The sequence below is a fragment of the Acidovorax sp. 56 genome (genome assembly GCF_002749705.1).
Taxonomy (GTDB): domain Bacteria; phylum Pseudomonadota; class Gammaproteobacteria; order Burkholderiales; family Burkholderiaceae_C; genus Acidovorax.
The window spans coordinates 4,643,202-4,660,755 of the sequence record NZ_PEEV01000001.1; the positions used below are offsets into that span (position 1 = coordinate 4,643,202).

At 66.6% G+C, this 17,554-nt stretch carries 15 protein-coding genes; 7 read left to right on the plus strand and 8 right to left on the minus strand.

From position 1 onward, the window contains the following. The first annotated feature begins 7 nt into the window (after positions 1-7). The 7 genes from CLU88_RS20595 to moaD all read left to right on the plus strand — a co-directional run bounded on the left by CLU88_RS20595 (position 8) and on the right by moaD (position 6,697). Complete coding sequence (locus CLU88_RS20595) at positions 8-1,027, plus strand: DUF1176 domain-containing protein (RefSeq protein WP_099658194.1); 1,020 nt, start codon at positions 8-10, stop codon at positions 1,025-1,027. After that, positions 1,024-1,641: a hypothetical protein gene (locus CLU88_RS20600; RefSeq protein ID WP_143226057.1), complete on the plus strand. Its 618-nt coding sequence runs from the start codon at positions 1,024-1,026 to the stop codon at positions 1,639-1,641. The genes CLU88_RS20595 and CLU88_RS20600 overlap by 4 nt, the downstream gene beginning before the upstream one ends. Positions 1,642-1,671: 30 nt before the next feature. Further along, positions 1,672-3,006 (plus strand): homoserine dehydrogenase, encoded by a 1,335-nt coding sequence (locus CLU88_RS20605; RefSeq protein WP_099658196.1) that lies wholly within the window; start codon positions 1,672-1,674, stop codon positions 3,004-3,006. Next, complete coding sequence (thrC, locus tag CLU88_RS20610) at positions 3,006-4,451, plus strand: threonine synthase (RefSeq protein WP_099658197.1); 1,446 nt, start codon at positions 3,006-3,008, stop codon at positions 4,449-4,451. Before CLU88_RS20605 ends, thrC begins: the two co-directional genes overlap by 1 nt. Before the next feature lie 146 nt (positions 4,452-4,597). Next, the gene (mobB, locus tag CLU88_RS20615; protein ID WP_099658198.1) at positions 4,598-5,152 is read left to right on the plus strand and encodes a molybdopterin-guanine dinucleotide biosynthesis protein B; all 555 of its coding nucleotides are present in this window, start codon (positions 4,598-4,600) and stop codon (positions 5,150-5,152) included. Beyond that, a complete protein-coding gene (gene glp / locus CLU88_RS20620; protein ID WP_099658199.1) occupies positions 5,152-6,399 on the plus strand; it encodes a gephyrin-like molybdotransferase Glp in 1,248 nt (415 codons plus the stop codon). The genes mobB and glp overlap by 1 nt, the downstream gene beginning before the upstream one ends. Positions 6,400-6,442: 43 nt before the next feature. Further along, positions 6,443-6,697: a molybdopterin converting factor subunit 1 gene (gene moaD / locus CLU88_RS20625; protein ID WP_099658200.1), complete on the plus strand. Its 255-nt coding sequence runs from the start codon at positions 6,443-6,445 to the stop codon at positions 6,695-6,697. A gap of 64 nt (positions 6,698-6,761) precedes the next feature. Here moaD and CLU88_RS20630 read toward each other — a convergent pair whose 3' ends face one another. The 8 genes from CLU88_RS20630 to CLU88_RS20665 all read right to left on the minus strand — a co-directional run bounded on the left by CLU88_RS20630 (position 6,762) and on the right by CLU88_RS20665 (position 17,504). After that, positions 6,762-7,619, minus strand: a complete 858-nt coding sequence (locus CLU88_RS20630; RefSeq protein ID WP_099658201.1) for a C13 family peptidase — start codon at positions 7,617-7,619, stop codon at positions 6,762-6,764. Positions 7,620-8,025: 406 nt separating this feature from the next. Next, positions 8,026-10,071, minus strand: a complete 2,046-nt coding sequence (mdoH, locus tag CLU88_RS20635; RefSeq protein WP_099658202.1) for a glucans biosynthesis glucosyltransferase MdoH — start codon at positions 10,069-10,071, stop codon at positions 8,026-8,028. A gap of 38 nt (positions 10,072-10,109) precedes the next feature. Continuing rightward, entirely contained in the window at positions 10,110-11,729 is a 1,620-nt protein-coding gene (locus tag CLU88_RS20640; protein WP_199173483.1) for a glucan biosynthesis protein G, read from the minus strand. Between the two features lie 192 nt (positions 11,730-11,921). Further along, positions 11,922-13,352 (minus strand): sigma 54-interacting transcriptional regulator, encoded by a 1,431-nt coding sequence (locus tag CLU88_RS20645; protein ID WP_099658203.1) that lies wholly within the window; start codon positions 13,350-13,352, stop codon positions 11,922-11,924. A gap of 11 nt (positions 13,353-13,363) precedes the next feature. Continuing rightward, positions 13,364-14,083: a hypothetical protein gene (locus CLU88_RS20650; RefSeq protein WP_233205541.1), complete on the minus strand. Its 720-nt coding sequence runs from the start codon at positions 14,081-14,083 to the stop codon at positions 13,364-13,366. Next, complete coding sequence (locus tag CLU88_RS20655; RefSeq protein WP_099658204.1) at positions 14,073-15,530, minus strand: HAMP domain-containing sensor histidine kinase; 1,458 nt, start codon at positions 15,528-15,530, stop codon at positions 14,073-14,075. The genes CLU88_RS20650 and CLU88_RS20655 overlap by 11 nt, the downstream gene beginning before the upstream one ends. 16 nt (positions 15,531-15,546) lie before the next feature. After that, on the minus strand, positions 15,547-16,893 hold the full coding sequence (miaB, locus tag CLU88_RS20660) for a tRNA (N6-isopentenyl adenosine(37)-C2)-methylthiotransferase MiaB (protein WP_099658205.1): 1,347 nt from the start codon (positions 16,891-16,893) through the stop codon (positions 15,547-15,549). 122 nt (positions 16,894-17,015) lie between these two features. Continuing rightward, positions 17,016-17,504: a hypothetical protein gene (locus CLU88_RS20665; protein WP_369827676.1), complete on the minus strand. Its 489-nt coding sequence runs from the start codon at positions 17,502-17,504 to the stop codon at positions 17,016-17,018. Positions 17,505-17,554 lie beyond the last annotated feature (50 nt).

The following is a 17,554-nucleotide window of genomic DNA, read 5'->3' on the forward strand; positions in this document are numbered from 1 at the left end:
GCATCGCATGGTCTCGCGTGTTGTGACTCGACCCCACCTGCCGCATATGCTGGGCGCCCTGGCTTTGGCCTCGCTGACGGCCGGGGCCCAGCCGGCCAGCCCGGGCACGGTGGGTTTTTCGTACAAAGACTGGGGCTTGCAATGCGACAACACCCGCACCTGCCGGGCTGCAGGCTACCAGTCTGAAGCGGGGGATTCGGACCCTGTCTCTTTGCTCTTGACCCGCAAGGCGGGCCCTGATGCGACGGTAGAGGTGCAACTGCAGGTCTACACCGAAAAAGCCAGTCCGGCCGCGCTGCACTTCAAGGTGGGAAAATGGTCGTTGCCCGCCTTGGATGGCAACAGCCCCTCTGTACCCGCAGCCCAGGTGCCCCGCTTGCTGCAAGAGCTGGTGCGTGCCGAAGAGGCTAGCGTGACCGCAGGCAAAGACAAGTGGGTGCTCTCACTGGCTGGGGCTACAGCGGTGCTGCTCAAGATGGACGAAGTGCAGGGTCGCATCGGCACCCCGGGGGCGCTGGTGCGCAAAGGCAGCAAGCCTGAGTCGTCCGTCTTGCCCCCTGTGCCCGCGCCGGTGCTCAAGACCGTCAAGCCGGTGCCCGCACGCAAGGGCGACGCAGCCCTGCTCAAGCCCCTGCTCGCAGCATTGGGGCCCGCAGCCTTGCAAGATCAGTGCACCGGCGGCACGCCCGAGGCCGACGTGATGAAGGTGCATCGCCTGACCGACCGCAGGGTGCTGCTGGAGGTGCCTTGCGGCATGGGCGCCTACAACTTCAGCAGCCTGCTTTTCATGGCCAATGACCGCCCGCCGTACCAGCCCAAGCCGCTGGACGACGTGGATGGCGAATTTGACGCAGAGACCGGCACGGTGCATTCGTCCATGAAAGGGCGGGGCATTGGCGACTGCTGGTGGGTGCGCGAGTGGCGCTTTGATGGCAAGGGCTTCGTGCTCAGCGGTGAGCATGGCGACGGCATGTGCCGAGGCTTCCCGGGCGGTGCCTGGCAGCTTCCGGCGTACGTGACCCAATGACGCGTCAGTTGCACCGGATGCTGCCCTGGCTTGTGCGGGGGCTGGGCCTGGGCCTGTTGCTGGCCTGCGGCCTGCCTGCCCTGGCCGGTGCTGGTGCTGGTGAAGTGCCGGCCCAGCCTGAATATGTCTACTCCACGCCTTTGCGCTCCGATGTGCTGCCCCGCGCCGTGTTGCGCGCCTATGTGCAAACGGTGGACGAGGTCCATGCGTCGCACTACGCAGCACGCGCCAGCCATTTCTGCTTTGTGCAGCAATCAGCCAGCGATCGCCCCGGCGCGGTACCTCTGGTGTGGATGGTCTGGTACGAAGATGGCCGGATTCAATCTCTGGGCGACGCCGCATCCCGCCCCAGGGTGGGCAATGAACTCACCCCCCGGGAAGAGGGCCGCATGCTGGCACTGGCAAAATCGCTCCGTTTGGCAACCGACGTGGTCCCCACCTTGGCCGACATTGCAGGCAGCAGCTACCTGGTGGAGCAAGCCTGGGTCGACCGGCTGATGGGCCACTGCCGCACCCTCGGGCGCAAAGTCACCTTGGCTGTGGCCCAGAAGCCCCGGCCTACAAAGCCCGGCCAGCCTTTGGCGCACCGCCCCGTTTTTCGCAATACACACTGATTTCAACCCTTCATCCGCAGGTAAAACCGCATGAAACCCATCCAAGTAGGCCTGCTAGGCATCGGCACCGTCGGCAGCGGCGTGTTCAACGTGTTGCAACGCAACCAAGACGAAATCAGCCGCCGCGCTGGCCGTGGCATTGAGATCGCCATGGTGGCCGATCTGGACGTCGAGCGCGCCAAGAGCGTGGTCGGCCCCAGCGTGCAGGTCGTCAACGACGCCCGCGCCATCATTGCCAACCCTGACATCGACATCGTCATTGAGCTGATCGGCGGCTACGGCGTCGCCAAGGCCCTGGTGCTCGAAGCGATTGCCGCGGGCAAGCATGTCGTCACCGCCAACAAGGCGCTGCTGGCCGTGCACGGCACCGAGATTTTTGCCGCTGCGTCCGCCAAGGGCGTGATGGTGGCCTTCGAGGCCGCCGTGGCCGGGGGCATCCCCATCATCAAGGCGCTGCGCGAAGGCCTCACGGCCAACCGCATCCAGTGGATCGCCGGCATCATCAATGGCACCACCAACTTCATCCTGAGCGAGATGCGCGACAAGGGCCTGGACTTTGACGTGGTGCTCAAGGAGGCGCAACGCCTGGGCTACGCCGAGGCCGACCCGACCTTCGACATCGAAGGCGTGGACGCCGCACACAAGGCCACGCTGATGAGCGCGATTGCGTTCGGCATCCCGGTGCAGTTCGACAAGGCCTACGTTGAGGGCATTACCAAACTCGGCGCGGCCGATATCAAGTACGCCGAGCAACTGGGCTACCGCATCAAGCTGCTGGGCATCACCAAGCGCGCTGAGAAGGGCATTGAGTTGCGCGTGCACCCCAGCCTGGTGCCCACCAAGCGCCTGATTGCCAACGTGGAAGGCGCCATGAACGCCGTGGTGGTGCAGGGCGATGCCGTGGGCACCACGCTGTACTACGGCAAGGGCGCGGGCAGCGAGCCCACCGCCAGCGCCGTGATTGCCGACCTGGTGGACATTGCCCGCCTGCACACGGCTGACCCCGAGCACCGTGTGCCGCACCTGGCCTTCCAGGCCAACACCCTGGCCGACGCCATGGGCGCCCTGCCTGTGCTGCCCATGAGCGAGGTGGTCACCAGCTACTACCTGCGCCTGCGCGTGGCCGACCAGGCCGGTGTGCTGGCCACCGTCACGGGCCTGCTGGCAGGCGCTGGCGTGAGCATCGACGCGGTGCTGCAGCGCGAAGCCGACGAAGTGGGTGGTGAAGGATCGACCCAGACCGACCTCATCATCCTGACGCACGACACCCGTGAAGGCACGATGGATGCCGTGATCGCCCAGATGCAAGCGCTGCCCACGGTGCTGGCGCCCATCACACGCATCCGCAAAGAGGAACTGAACTGATGCTGTACATCTCCACCCGCGGCCACGCAGACCGCAAACAGTTTTGCGACATCCTGCTCGAAGGCTTGGCGCCCGATGGCGGGCTGTACCTGCCCGAGAGTTATCCCAAGATCACTGGCGCCGCATTGACCAAGCTGCGCAAGGCTTACCACGAGCAAGGCTACGCCGAGCTGGCGTTCCAGATCCTGTCGCTGTACATCGACGACATCCCCGCTGCGGACCTCAAGGCCATCTGCGCCAAGACGTACACCGCTGAAGTCTTCGGCACCGGCGAGATCGTGCCCCTGCGCCACCTCGAAGACGGCCTGTGGCTCGAAGCCCTGTCCAACGGCCCTACGCTGGCCTTCAAGGACATGGCCATGCAACTGCTGGGCAACCTGTTCGAATATGAATTGGGCCGCCGTGGCGAGCAGCTCAACATCCTGGGTGCCACCAGCGGCGACACCGGCAGCGCGGCCGAATACGCCATGCGCGGCAAAGAGGGCGTGCGCGTGTTCATGACCAGCCCGCACGGCCGCATGAGCGCCTTCCAGCAGGCGCAGATGTTCAGCCTGCAGGACGCGAACATCCACAACATCGCCATCGAAGGCGTGTTTGATGACTGCCAGGACATCGTCAAGGCCGTCTCCAACGACCACGCCTTCAAGGCCAAGTACAAGATCGGCACCGTCAACTCCATCAACTGGGCGCGCCTGTTGGCGCAGGTGGTGTACTACTTTGCTGGCTACATCCAGGCCACCGAGACCAACGACCAGAAGGTCAGCTTCACGGTGCCCTCCGGCAACTTTGGCAACGTGTGCGCAGGCCATGTGGCGCGCTGCATGGGCCTGCCGATTGCCAAGCTGGTGGTGGCGACGAACGAGAACGATGTGCTCGACGAGTTCTTCCGCACTGGCGTGTACCGCGTGCGCAGCAGCGCCGACACGCACGAAACGTCCAGCCCCTCGATGGACATCAGCAAGGCCAGCAATTTCGAGCGATTCATTTTCGACCTGCTGGGACGTAACGGCCAGCGCACGAACGCGTTGTTTGCCAAAGCGCTGCCCGCCTACGGCCGTTTTGACCTGAGCGCCGAACCGCTGTTTGCCGATGCCGCCAAAAAATACGGCTTTGAAAGTGGCAAGAGCACCCATGCAGACCGCCTGGCCACCATCAAGGACAACTACGAGCGCCACGGCGTCACCATCGACACCCACACTGCCGACGGCGTGAAGGTGGCCCGCGAGCACCACAAGGATCCCAAGGTGCCCATGATCGTGCTGGAGACGGCCTTGCCCATCAAGTTTGCCGAGACCATCCAGGAAGCCCTGGGCCACGCGCCCGAGCGGCCAGCCAAGTTCGACGGCATCGAAAACCTGCCCAAGCGCGTGCAGGTCATGCCCGCCGATGTGGACCTGGTCAAAGCCTACATCGAGCGCCACTGCGCGCCCGCTGTGCTGGGCTGATGGCAATGTGCCCGTGCCGCCCCGATGCGCCTGTGTGGGCGAGCGGGTGCGGCGATGGGCCCAGTTTTTGAATAAAAAAATGCCCCTAGCGCTTGCTGGATAAGCGCTAGCAGCTATAAATAGCATAGCTAATCAAGGAGCATTGGATGAAGGTTGTAGGCTTTGCCGGGTTCTCCGGCAGCGGCAAAACCACCCTGGTCGAGCAACTCATCCCCGAGCTGCGCATGCGCGGCCTGCGGGTGTCGGTGGTCAAGCACGCCCACCACAGCTTCGACATCGATCACCCCGGCAAAGACACCTACCGCCACCGCGAGGCCGGGGCCTTTGAAGTGGTGGCTGCCTCTGACAAGCGCCTGATGCTGGTGCGCGAGTTTGAACAACCCGCCGAGCTGAGCGTGCACCACCTGCTGGCCGAGCTGTACCAGGGCGTGGACTGGGTGCTGGTGGAAGGCTTCAAGGAAAGCGACCTGCTCAAGATCGAAGTCTGGCGTGCCCCAGAGCCCGGCCAAACGGCCAAGCCCGTGCGCTACCCCGAGGACGACTTTGTGGTGGCCGTGGCCACCGACGCGCCCACCCAGTTGCCCGAGCCCACGCAACTGCCCCTGCTGGACCTGAACGCCCCCGCGCAGGTGGCCGACTGGCTGCTGCAATACGCCGAGCGTTTTGACTACGACTGGGAACTGCACGGAGACGTGTTGTGATGAACACCTTGCAAAAACCCCGCCCGCCCCTCAAGCCGCTGGACGACGCCCTGGCCGACCTGCTGGCCCAGGCGCAGCCCTTGGCCGAGACAGAGACCGTTGCCACCTTCGATGCGGACGGCCGCGTGCTGGCGCAGAACTGCACCTCGGCCCTGCATGTGCCGCCGCTGGACAACAGCTCCATGGACGGCTACGCCGTGCGCTGCGCTGACGTTGGGGCCGCTGGTGTGGTGTTGGCAGTCTCGCAGCGCATTGCGGCAGGCAGCGCAGGCGAGCCATTGGCCCCCGGCACGGCGGCTCGCATCTTCACCGGCGCGCCCGTGCCTGCCGGGGCCGATGCGGTCTTGATGCAGGAGGACTGCGAAGCGATCGCCACCGCCGAAGGTGGCGTGGCCGTGCGCATCAACGCCGTACCCCAGCCCGGCCAGTGGATTCGCCGTGCGGGGGAAGACATTGCCCGTGGCACCGTGGTGCTGGCCGCAGGCACGCGCCTGTCGCCGGCCGAGCTGGGCTTGGCGGCCAGCATTGGTCTGCACCAGTTGCAGGTGGCGCGCCGCCCGCGTGTGGCGTTGTTTTCTACGGGCGATGAGCTGGTCATGCCGGGCGATGTGCCGCCCGAGCAAATGCCCCCGGGCGCCATCTACAACAGCAACCGCTTTTTCTTGCGCGCCATGCTGCTGCGCCTGGGCTGCGAGGTGACAGACTTCGGCATCGTGCCCGACCGGCGTGACGCCACCATCGCGGCGCTGCGCGAGGCCAGCGCCGCGCACGACCTGATCCTGACCAGCGGTGGCGTGAGCGTGGGCGAAGAAGACCACATCAAGCCCGCTGTGGAATCCCTGGGCCGCCTGGACCTGTGGCAGATCGCCATGAAGCCGGGCAAGCCCTTTGCGTATGGCACCGTGGGCCAGGCCCACTTCATGGGGCTGCCGGGCAACCCGGTGTCCAGCTTCGTCACCTTCGGGCTGCTGGTGCGGCCCTTTGTGCTGCGCCTGCAGGGGGTGAGCGATGTTGCTCCTAAAAGAATAGCTGCTACCGCTCGTTTCGATTGGCCCAGGGCCGATAAACGCCGTGAATTTTTGCGCGTGCGCCACCATGCAGAAGGTGGGCTGGAGCTGTTCAACAACCAAAGCTCGGGTGTGCTCACCTCGGCCGCCTGGGGCGATGGCGTGGTGGACAACCCTGCGGGCCAGACCATTGCGGCGGGCGACACGGTGCAGTACATCGCGTTCTCGGAGCTGCTGTAATGACAGCGCGCCCGCACGCTTTCCACCTTGAAATGTTCCGACGATGAAAACGATCACAGTCCGCTACTTCGCCTCCATCCGCGAGGCCATTGGGCAAGGCAGCGAGTCGGTTCAAACCACGGCCGCCAATCTAGGCACCTTGCGCGATGAACTCATCGCCCGGGGCGGCGCCCACGCCACCAGCCTGGCCCGTGGCCGGGCGGTGCGCATGGCGCTGAACCAGAACCTCAGCGACGAGGCCGCCGTGCTGGCCGATGGCGCCGAGGTGGCTTTTTTCCCGCCCGTGACGGGCGGTTGATTGCCCTCACCGGGCACCATGCAGCCTAGTCAGAGGACTCATAAACCTCTGGCTATGCCCAGGTTCAGCGGACTTCCAGCCAGTTCTTGAGCGGCTGGCTGGCCCAGGCCTTGGCTTCTTCCCCCACAAACATCTTGGGCGCCGATGCCGCCAGGCGCTTGCGCTTTTCCTGGGCCTGGATGGACTTCTGGGCTGCGCCCATCCAGTCCGTGATCGACAGTTGCTCGGCGCCCGCCTGGTTGAACAGCGCGTCGGCAAAGAAGGTGTGCTCGCCGGGGTACTGGCATTTGAAGGATGTCTTGTGCACGTCGGTGGCCGTCAGCACCACGCGGTTGGGCGCGCGCAGGGGCTCCAGAAAGGCGCCGCTGTAGCAGGCCGACAGCACCACCAGGGTGGGCGTCTTGGCCAGGGGGGCCAGCGCATCACTCAGGGTGCGGGCGGTCAACGGGGCTGCGTTTTTGCCTGCGATGTTGATGTTCAGCGTGCCGGGGTTGGCGTGGGTGGAGATCAGCAGCATCACCCGGTCTTGCGGCCGGGCCACTTCGGCCATCTTGGTCATCACCAGTTCAAAGTTTTCCAGCGTGGCTTGGGGCCAATCACTGGCCTGGTCGCGCGCGGGGTTAGCCAGCTTCAGGATGAGTGCGTTGGGGTCGATTTGTTTGGCCAGTTTTTCGGCGGCCAGCACGTCGTTGCGGAAGGCCTTGGCCTGCGAATGCATGGCAAAGCCCGCAAAGATCAGCCGGGGTGGGGCCACGGGGGCGGGTGCTTCGGCTGCTGGGGGCGGGGGTGGTGCCACGGGTTCTGGCGCGGGCTCGGGGGCGGTGGCGCAGCCCGTGGCGAGCAGGACGGCTCCCAAGGTGGCATAGAGGGCCGTGGCAGACAGAAGACCCCGGCGGGAGGATGCGAATGCAGTGGAGGGCATGGTCGTTGTTTGGCGAAAAGTGGTGAATGGATGCGTGGCCTGCAGGCTGCAGGCGCTGCGGCCATGGGTTTGTTTGGTCGGGCAGGGCCTGGCGTCCGGCGTGGCACTGAGCCCCGCGTGGCTGGCTGCGGTGTGTCCGGTGGCGGGGCCCCGGTAGCGGCCAGCGCCGTATCGTAAGTGACGGTAAAAAGGACCTTGCGCCCTGTAACCGGGTACTTGTTACAGGTTTTTTGCGGCCTAGGGCAGACGCATTCAGCGCTACCAGCTATGAAAACGATAGCGATGTAACACAAAAGCCGGCGCATGCGCCGGCTTCAAGGATGTGTGGCATTTGTCACAAAAACCACAGATGGGAGAGACGCGGGGGCTCTGTGAACAGGTTCTTAGCCCCCCTTCATGGCCTTTGTCAGGCCATGGCCGCTGCGGGTGCCAGGGGCAAGCCCGGTTGTGCCAGCCGCTGGGCATGCCGCCACGCCCGGCGCAGCACCGGGGGCGACCAGGCCTCTTCGGGGATCAGCAAAAAGCGCTGGGCGCGCATCGTGCGGCCCAGGGCGATCTGGCTGGTGACCACCGCCATGGGGATGGCCAGGGCCAGCGGCACACCCACGGGGGCCAGCCACAGCAGTGCGCCGCTGTCGATGGCGCCAATGCCTGCGGCCAGCAGGGCGATCACAGCGGTCATGGGCGCGAGCTGGGCCATGGCGTGGCGCCAGGGAACGGCCTGGGCCTCGCGCGGGGGCGACTTCCATTCCAGCGCGATGCCCGTGAGGGCCACCAGCACGAACAGCGAGTGCGCCAGCATGCGCACGGGCGCTTGCAGGATGGCCAGGGTGCTTTCCAGCGCCGCGCTTTTGAGCAGGCTGAAAGCGCCGCCGTACTGCGCTTGTTCTTTGCGCATGAAGACCGCCAGCACGCCCAGCACGCGGGGCAGGAACAGCATGCTCAGCGTCCAGGCCCACAGCGCCAGCAGCTCGGCGGGCAGGATGTGCCAGTCGGCCAGCACGGGTGCGCCAGACACCCACAGGGCCGTGCCCAGCGTCATGAAGGCCAGCCACAGCGGGGCAGACAGGTAGGCCATGGCGCCGGTCACAAACATCGAGCGGTGCACGGCGTGCAGCCCCGGCTCGGCCATGAGGCGTGCGTTTTGCAGGTTGCCCTGGCACCAGCGGCGGTCACGCTGCAGCTCGGCCAGCAGGTCGGGCGGTTGCTGCTCGTAGCTGCCCACCAGGTCGGCCACCAGCCACACGTGGTAACCGGCGCGGCGCATCAGGGCGGCTTCGACAAAGTCGTGGCTCATGATGCCGCCCGACAACCCGCCCTTGCCCGCAATGGGCGCCAGCGCGCAGTGCTGCATGAAGGGCGCCACACGGATGATGGCGTTGTGCCCCCAGTAGTGCGATTCGCCCAGCTGCCAGAACTGCATGCCCAGCGTGAACAGCCGCCCGGTGACGCGCGATGCAAACTGCTGCGCACGCGCATGCAGCGTGACATGGCCAATGGCCTGCGTGGCCGTCTGGATGATGCCGGCCTGCGGGTGGGCTTCCATCAGCTTGGCCATGGAGACGATGCAGCTGCCGCTCATCACGCTGTCGGCATCCAGCACCACCATGTACTTGTAGTCCTCGCCCCAGCGGCGGCAAAAATCGGCCACGTTGCCTGCCTTGCGGTGGGTGCGGCGCTTGCGCAGGCGGTAGTACACCTGCACCTGGGGTTGCTGGCCGTTGGCGGCCAGTGCGGTGCGCAGGTCTTCCCAGGCAGCGCGCTCGGCACGGGCGATGTCGCTGTCGTAGCTGTCAGACAGCACGAACACGTCGAACGTGGCGCCATGGCCTGTGGCCGCCACCGATTCGCAGGTGGCGCGCAGCCCGGCAAACACCGTGGCCACGTCTTCGTTGCAGATGGGCATGATGATGGCGGTGCGGGCCTCGGGCGCCAGCGCGTGGTCCGCCACGCTCTGTGCCGACAGCGCATGCCGATCGCCCCGCAGCATGACCCAAAAGCCCATCATGCCGGTGACAAAGCCCGACACCACCCACGCCGACAGCAGTGCAAACAGCGCAATCTGGCCGTAGCCCAGCCAGGCGTTGTCGTAGTGCGGCTGCACCTGGGCAAACAGCAGGCTGGCCAGGATGGTGCTGGCCAGCACCAGCAGCGCAAAGGTCCAGCGGCGGCGCTGTGCCGCGGCTTGCCAGGGTTGGGGGGCTGGCTCGGGTTGCGGTGTGTGGGCGGCGGTGCGGCCTGTCAGCGCGCGGCCGATGCTTTTCCAGAAGCCTTGCCAGGGCACGGCAGGCATGGAGCCCCGGTGCACGGGCGGCGCCGTCACGCTGTTGGGGTGGCGTGTGGCGCGCAGCGGGCTGCGGCGGCTGGCAATCGGCGTGCTCTGCGCGGGCACCGCACTGCGTGGGTAAGACGCACCCTTGCGTGCCAGTCCCTCGGTGGCCGCGTGCAGCATGGTGGTCGAATGGGCCTGCAAACGTGTTGCGGGCCGGCCTACTCGGGAAGAATGACGTGGGTCCATGTTTCGCTCACAGCGTGTTGAAGGTGTTGAAGGAAGGCGCGCAGCTCAATGGGCTGGTTGCCCTGCAGGCGTTCGATGCGCAGCGTCATGCGCCATTGGCCGGTGGCCGGGTTGCGGTACACGCCGCTTTCGAGCACGCGGGCGTTGGCATCGCTGCTCACCACGGCCTTCACGGGGGCATCGGCGGGCAGGTCTTGCAGGGCAGGGCCCGCAAAGTCGATCACGTACTGCACCTGTTTTTGCAGGGCTTCAGGGCTTTGCTTTGTGTAGCCCACGCCCTTGCGTGACTGGGTAGCCCAGGCGCTGGGCGGGCGTTGCTGCCCGGCGCCCTGGTCGCCTTGCCAGGCGAGCTCGTAGCGCACCTCCAGCGGGGTGCCGGGGGGCGGCAGTTGCTGGGGCACCCAGTAGGCAACGACGTTGTCGTGGGTCTCGTCGGGGGTGGGCAGCTGCACCAGTTCCACGCGGCCGGGGCCCCAGGGGTGCAGGGGGCGCACCCAGGCGCTGGGGCGGCGCTCGTAGCGGGCTTCCACGTCTTCGTAGCTGCTCCACTGCCGGTCGCGCTGCATCAGGCCAAAGCCTTGGGGGTTGGTGGTGGCAAACGAGGTGACGAGGGGCTGCTTGGGGTTTTGCAGTGGGCGCCAGAGCCATTCGCCCTCGCCCGTGGCCACCATCAGGCCGTCGGAGTCGTGCACCTCGGGGCGGAAGTCGTCCTTGCGCGGCTGGTTCTCGCCAAACAGGAACATGCTGGTCAGCGGGGCAATGCCCAGCGTCTTGATGGGGCCTGCGCCACTGCCACCGCCGCGCACAAAGATGCGGGCCGTCACCGTGGTGGTGGTTTGCGCGCCGGGGCGGATGTCAAAGCGGTAGGCGCCAGTGGCGCGGGGTGAATCCAGCAGCGCATACACCGTGGCCTGGGTGTCACCGGGCTGTGGCCGCACCAGCCAGAACTCGGTAAAGCGCGGAAATTCCTCCCCCTGGCCGCCCACCGTGTCGATGGCCAGGCCCCGGGCCGACAGCCCATATTGCTGGCCCGCGCCCAGCGCACGGAAGTAGCTGGCGCCCTGGAAGACGGCCAGCTCGTCCTTGTAATCGGGTGAGTTCAAGTGGTAGTGCAGGCGAAAGCCCGCAAACCCCAGGTCGCCCCAGGTCTGGGGCTTGACGGCGTTCTTGCCGTAGTCAAAGTCTGCGGCCCGGTAAGGGATGTGGCGTGTGCCTTGTGGCGACACCTCGTTGATGAGCACCGGCTCGCGCTGGTACAGGCCCAGGTGGAAGAACATGGCCTCAAATGGCAACTGTGACGGCAACTGTGATGGCGCCTGCGACGGCTCGGTACGGGTGCGCCACAGGGCGCGCTCAGGCCGCCAGCGGATGTCGCGCACCTGGTCGTAGTCCATGGCCTCCAGCTCGGGGGGCAGGCGCACGTTCATGGCGCTGTAGGGTTGGGCGGCGCGCTGCTTGGCCAGTTGGGTGATGGCGTCGAGGTCCATCGCCTGGGCCGACGCGGCCGTGGCCAGCAGTGCTGCGCACAGCGCCAGCACGGGCCGTGCAGCCCGGGTCGAGGGGCGCACGGATGGATAAAAAGCGGCTTGCATACCAGCACTAGGGCAAACCCTGTGCCAGCTTGGAAAAGTGCTTTTAAATCAGAGGCTTAGGAGTGGATCTGCACGTAAGCAATTGTGCAGAGAGGCCCAATGGGCGCCTGGCAGGGGAAATGGCGGCCTTTTTGTCGGCATCTGGCGACAGGGATGCGGCGTGTGGGAGAAAAATCCAAGCAAATCAACGCATTACTCGTGTCGCTCTTCAGCGACATCGTCGCCCGCCACCCCGTCGGCCTTGAACTGGCCCGGCGTCAGCGCGTGCTTTTGCAGCAGCCGGTAAAACTCGGTGCGGTTGCGCTGCGCCAGGCGCGCGGCATCGGCCACGTTGCCATCGGTCATCTTCAGCAGGTCCACCAGATATTCGCGCTCAAAGCGCTGGCGGGCCTCGGCAAAGCTCAGCACCTGGGCCGATGGAATGCGCAGGGCCCGCTGCACCATCGACAGCGGCACCAGCGGTGTGGTGGACAGGGCGCACACTTGCTCGACCACGTTGTAGAGCTGGCGCACATTGCCGGGCCAGGCGGCGGCCGTGAGCGCCTTGAGCGCTTCGGGCGCAAAGCCCGACAGGCGCTTGTCGTACTTGCGGGCCAGCTTGTCCAGAAAGTGGTTGGCCAGCAGCGCAATGTCTTCGCGCCGCTCGCCCAGCGTGGGCAGCTGCAGCGTCACCACGTTCAGGCGGTAGTACAGGTCTTCGCGGAACTGGCCTGCGGCCATGGCCGCCTCCAGGTTGCGGTGCGTGGCCGAGACGATGCGCACGTTGATCTGTATGGACTGGCTCGCGCCCACGGGCCGCACGGCGCGTTCTTGCAGCACGCGCAGCAGCTTGACCTGCAGGGCGGGCGGCATGTCGCCAATCTCGTCCAGCAGCAGCGTGCCGCCCTCGGCCGCCTGGAACAGCCCCTTGTGGTTGCTCACGGCGTCGGTGAACGCGCCTTTGACGTGGCCGAACAGTTCCGATTCGAGCAGCGCCTCGGGGATGGCGCCGCAGTTCACCGCCACAAAGGGCTTGCCCGCACGGGGGCTGGCGCGGTGGATGGCCTGGGCCAGCAGCTCTTTGCCCGCGCCGCTGTCGCCCAGCAGCAGCACGCTGGCGTCCGACTGGGCCACCAGGTAGGCCTCGGCCAGCAGGTCGGTCATGCGGGCCGAGCGGCTCACGATGTCGGCCCGCCAGGCCTCGTTGGCGTGGGCCTGGTGCACGGCGGGGGCGCTGAGGGCCAGGGCCTGGGCGACTTTCTCCAGCAGCTCTTTGCCGTCGTAGGGCTTGGTCAGGTAGGTGAAGACGCCACGCGATGTGGCCTCGACCGCGTCGGGGATGGTGCCGTGGGCCGTGAGCAGAATTACCGGCAGCGAGGGGTGGCGTGCGTGCACCTCGTCAAACAGCGCCAGGCCATCCTTGCCGGGCAGGCGCACATCGCTCAGCACCAGCTGGGGGCGGGCCACGTCCAGCTGCGCCAGCGCGGCCTCGGCCGAGCCCACGGCCACTACCTCGTGCCCGGCGGCTTTGAGGCGCAGCGACAGCAGGCGCAGCATGTCGGCATCGTCGTCCACCACCAGGATGCGGTGGGCGGGGCTGTGGGCGGCGATATGGGCTGTTGCGGGGCGCGTGGATGCGGTCATGGCGTGGTGCCTCAGGGTTTGGCCGTGCCATTGCCGTTGCTGCTGCCCACGCCACTGGCGGCAGCGCCGGGGGGGCTTGTGGCCGGTGCTGTGGCGGCTGGGGCGGGGCGCGTGGTCAGGCTGCGTTCAATGGCGCGCACGGCCTCCAGGCGCTCGCTCAGCTGGTCGTTTCGGCGCTGGGCTTCGCGCAGTTGCTGGGCCTGGCGGTCCAGTTGGTCTTCCAGGCGGCGCTGCTGGGTCAGGCGCGCCTCCAGCAGGCGGGCCAGCGGGTGCAGCTCTTGGGCGGCAGGGTTGGCCAGGGTGCGCTGCACCAGGCCCAGGGCGCGGGCAGTGTCCACGGGCTGGCGGGTTTGGGCCAGCACCAGTGCCAGGCGCAGCGCACGCGAGGGCTTGCTCTCGTCCAGGTCCGACAGCCGGGCCGTCTCACGCGCCAGGTCGGTGGTGCTGGCGCCCAGGGTGCGGTCGGCATAGGCCAGGGTGTCGCGCAGCAGGTCTTTGGGCGCCGTGGTGGGCTCGTCGCTTTCGGCGGCCAGTGGCGCGGGTGGGGCCGTGGCGGGCTCTGCGGCGGCCTCTACCGCGTGGGCCGCGGTCACCGGGGCCGCATTGGGCGGGGTGGGGGCTGTGGCGCAGCCAGTCAGCCAGGCCGCGCACAGGCACGAGGCGGCAAGGCCCCAGCGGGCAGCCCAGTGCACGGGGCGGAGGGTCGGCAGGGCTTGCGGTTCAGGAAGCATCGGGCAATTCGATTCGGAAAAATGAGCGGGGGGCGTCGCTCGGCATCTGCAGCACCTGCACCCGCCCACCGTGGGCGTGGATGTATTCCTGCACGATGGACAGCCCGATGCCGGTGCCACGCACCGCGTTCTCAGGCTGGCGCTCGCCCCGGTAAAAGGGTTCAAACACATGGGCCCGGTCGGCAGGGGCCACGCCGGGGCCGTCGTCGGTCACATCCACCAGCACCTGGCCGGGCGCGCGCGACACAGCCAGGCGCACCGTGCCTTGTTCGGGCGAGAAGCGGATGGCGTTGGACAGCAGGTTGCCCATGGCCGAGGTGATTTTCTCCGCATCCAGCAGCAGCACGGTGCGCTCGCCGCTCACCTCCACCCGCAGGCTGCGGGCCTGCCATTGCAGGCGCTGGGCCTCTACCAGGTCTTCCAGCAGGGCGATCAGATCGGTCTCGCGCCGCTGCAACTGGCGGGCCTCAAAGGCGGCGGCGTTAAAGCGCAGCAGTGCCTCGATCTCGCTTTGCAGCACCAGGGTGTTCTGGTGCAGGATCTGCGTCACTTCTTTCTGGCCTTCGCTCAGTTCTCCGGTCACGCCGTCCTGCAGCAGGGCCACGCCTTCGCGCAGCGCGGCCAGCGGGGTTTTGAGTTCGTGCGAGACATGGCGCAAAAAGCGCGCCTTGTCGGCGTCCAGCTCCAGCAGCCGCAGGCGCAGCCACTCCAGCTGCTGGCCCACGCGGCGCACGTCGGCGGGGCCGGTGATGGCCACGGGTTGCTCCAGCTGGTTCTCGCCCAGGCGGCGAATGGCGCGCTCCAGCCGCTTGAAGGGGCGCGCCAGCCAGATGCCCAGCCACAGTGCCAGCACCAGTGCCAGCACAATCGCGCCCACCAGTTGGTGCATCACGGTGCGGCGGCTGGCGTCTACCCGCGCTTGCAGCTCGCTGGCCTGGCGGGCATTGAGTTCCTGCACCGATTGCGTGATGGCCGCGTGCAAGGTGTCGAGCGCCACAAACTCTTCGGCCACGCTGCGTTCGTTTTCCAGCGACTGCCAGGGCGGTGCGCGCAGCAAATTGCGCACGGTTTGCATGCTGGCCTGCCACTGCTGGGCCTGGGCGGGCGGCAGGCCCGCGTCGCTCAGTTGGCGCACGATGCCCTGGGCATCGGCCGCCATATCGTCAAAGCTTTGGCGCAGCAGGGGGTCGTTCAGCACCAGCGATTGCCGGGCCGAGCGCTCCATGGCCTGGCCGCGCTGGTTCAGCGCCTGGGCCGCCACGTTCAGCGCGGCCGCTTGGGCGGCGCTGGCCTGGCTTTGGCCCATCAGCGCTTCCAGCGTGAACACCGCCCGCAGGGCGCTGGCGCCCAGCACCCCCGCAATCAGCAAGAAGGCGAGCAGCAGCAGTTGCTGAAACGATGGGCCGTGCGGGCGAGCCAGCGGGGGGCTCGTGGGGTGTGGGGCCATGCGCTGGGGTGGGGGGTCAGGCGGTGAGGGCGGCGCCCTCGCGCACCAGCACTTCGCCCCGCAAGGTGTAGGCCTTGGCCTCGGTGATGGTCACATCCACCATTTGCCCCACCAGGCGGGGCTGGCCCACAAAGTTGACCACGCGGTTGCACTCGGTGCGGCCCATCAGCTCGGTGGCGTCGCGCTTGGAGGCGCCTTCCACCAGAATGCGCTGCACCGTGCCCACGCGGCTTTCGCTGATGGACTTGATGTTGGCGTTGATGACGCCCTGCAGGTGCTGCAGGCGGCGCAGCTTCACGTCGTGCGGCGTGTCGTCGTGCAGGCCTGCTGCGGGTGTGCCGGGGCGGGGGCTGAAGATAAAGCTGAAGCTGTTGTCGAAGTGGATATCGTCGATGAGCTTCATCATCTTGTTGAAGTCGTCTTCCGTCTCACCGGGGAAGCCCACGATGAAGTCGCTGCTCATGGCCAGGTCGGGGCGGATAGCGCGCAGCTTGCGCACCGTGCTCTTGTATTCCATGGCGGTGTAGCCGCGCTTCATGGCCATCAAAATGCGGTCGCTGCCGTGCTGCACGGGCAGATGCAAGTGGCTGGCCAGCTTGGGCAGCTTGGCGTAGGCCTCGATCAGCCGGGGCGTGAACTCGTTGGGGTGGCTGGTGGTGTAGCGGATGCGCTCAATGCCGGGAATGTCCGACACGTATTCGAGCAGCAGGGCAAAGTCGGCAATCTCGGCCGTGCCCCCCATCTTGCCCAGGTAGGCGTTCACGTTCTGGCCCAGCAGGGTGATTTCTTTCACGCCCTGGTCGGCCAGGCCCGCCACTTCCACCAGCACGTCGTCAAACGGGCGGCTCACTTCCTCGCCACGGGTGTAGGGCACCACGCAGTAGCTGCAGTATTTGCTGCAGCCTTCCATGATCGACACAAAGGCCGAGGCACCTTCGACGCGCGCGGGCGGCAGGTGGTCGAACTTCTCGATCTCGGGAAAGCTGATGTCCACCTGGGGGCGGTTCAACTGCTCACGCTGGTTCAGCATCTCGGGCAGGCGGTGCAGGGTCTGCGGGCCAAACACCACGTCCACATAGGGGGCGCGCTTGATGATCTCGGCGCCTTCCTGGCTGGCCACGCAGCCGCCCACGCCAATCTTCACGCCGCGTGCCTTCAGGTGCTTGATGCGGCCCAGGTCGCTGAAGACTTTCTCCTGCGCTTTTTCGCGCACCGAGCAGGTGTTGAAGAGGATGAGGTCGGCCTCGTCCACGTTTTGCGTGGGCTCGTAGCCTTGGGCGGCGTTGAGCACGTCGGCCATCTTGTCCGAGTCGTACTCGTTCATCTGGCAGCCGAAGGTTTTGATAAAGACTTTTTTGGCCATGGCAATTTCGCAAATAGCAAGCAAACACCGCCGCCCTGGGGCACGGTGACTGGGATGGGGAGGGGCTCTGGAGGGCGGCTCCAAGAGCCAAAGGCGCTGCCGCCGTGGCAGCGCCAGGGGCGTTATTTCAGGACGTTGCCTGTGGACACGTTGCCACTGCCCGAGTTGATGTTGGTGATGACCGTGTCGCTGCCCTTGAAGGGCTTGGCGGCTTCGGCCTCGCTCAAGATCCAGGCCGAGTGCAGCATGCCGCTGCTGGCTTCGATCACGTAGTTCACCTTGTAGGTCTGGCCGATCACGGTGTGGCGCTGCACCAGCGAGTTTTGGGGGCTGAACAGGCGCATGCCAGGGGCCATGCGGATGTCTTTGCTGTTGAGCTTGGCCTCTTGCACGCTCACGATGGTGAGCGTGCCGCGCAGGGCGGCTTCAGGGAAATTGCGCACGTTGCCCAGCGGGTTGACCACCTGGGCCTGCACGGGCTCAAGCGCCAAGGCGCCCAGCAGGCCGGTGAGGGCGGCTGCGGCAAGCAAGGGACGCCACAGGCGCGGGGTGCCAGCCTTTGGAAGGTCGGTGGTGGCAGGGTGGTGCAGGGTGCTGGGGGATGTGGTCATGGGGCGTGTCAGCAATTCGTGGTGTTCATCCAGGGGCTGGGGTGGCGATT

Coding starts and splice junctions, on each gene's coding strand:
- CLU88_RS20595 (WP_099658194.1), top strand. CDS start 8: ATGGTCTCGCGTGTTGTGACTCGACCCCACCTGCCGCATATGCTGGGC.
- mobB (WP_099658198.1), top strand. CDS start 4,598: ATGAAGGTTGTAGGCTTTGCCGGGTTCTCCGGCAGCGGCAAAACCACC.
- miaB (WP_099658205.1), bottom strand. CDS start 16,893: ATGGCCAAAAAAGTCTTTATCAAAACCTTCGGCTGCCAGATGAACGAG.
- CLU88_RS20650 (WP_233205541.1), bottom strand. CDS start 14,083: ATGCTTCCTGAACCGCAAGCCCTGCCGACCCTCCGCCCCGTGCACTGG.
- CLU88_RS20640 (WP_199173483.1), bottom strand. CDS start 11,729: ATGCAAGCCGCTTTTTATCCATCCGTGCGCCCCTCGACCCGGGCTGCA.
- CLU88_RS20630 (WP_099658201.1), bottom strand. CDS start 7,619: ATGCCCTCCACTGCATTCGCATCCTCCCGCCGGGGTCTTCTGTCTGCC.
- mdoH (WP_099658202.1), bottom strand. CDS start 10,071: ATGCTGCACGCGGCCACCGAGGGACTGGCACGCAAGGGTGCGTCTTAC.
- glp (WP_099658199.1), top strand. CDS start 5,152: ATGAACACCTTGCAAAAACCCCGCCCGCCCCTCAAGCCGCTGGACGAC.
- moaD (WP_099658200.1), top strand. CDS start 6,443: ATGAAAACGATCACAGTCCGCTACTTCGCCTCCATCCGCGAGGCCATT.
- thrC (WP_099658197.1), top strand. CDS start 3,006: ATGCTGTACATCTCCACCCGCGGCCACGCAGACCGCAAACAGTTTTGC.
- CLU88_RS20645 (WP_099658203.1), bottom strand. CDS start 13,352: ATGACCGCATCCACGCGCCCCGCAACAGCCCATATCGCCGCCCACAGC.
- CLU88_RS20600 (WP_143226057.1), top strand. CDS start 1,024: ATGACGCGTCAGTTGCACCGGATGCTGCCCTGGCTTGTGCGGGGGCTG.
- CLU88_RS20665 (WP_369827676.1), bottom strand. CDS start 17,504: ATGACCACATCCCCCAGCACCCTGCACCACCCTGCCACCACCGACCTT.
- CLU88_RS20605 (WP_099658196.1), top strand. CDS start 1,672: ATGAAACCCATCCAAGTAGGCCTGCTAGGCATCGGCACCGTCGGCAGC.
- CLU88_RS20655 (WP_099658204.1), bottom strand. CDS start 15,530: ATGGCCCCACACCCCACGAGCCCCCCGCTGGCTCGCCCGCACGGCCCA.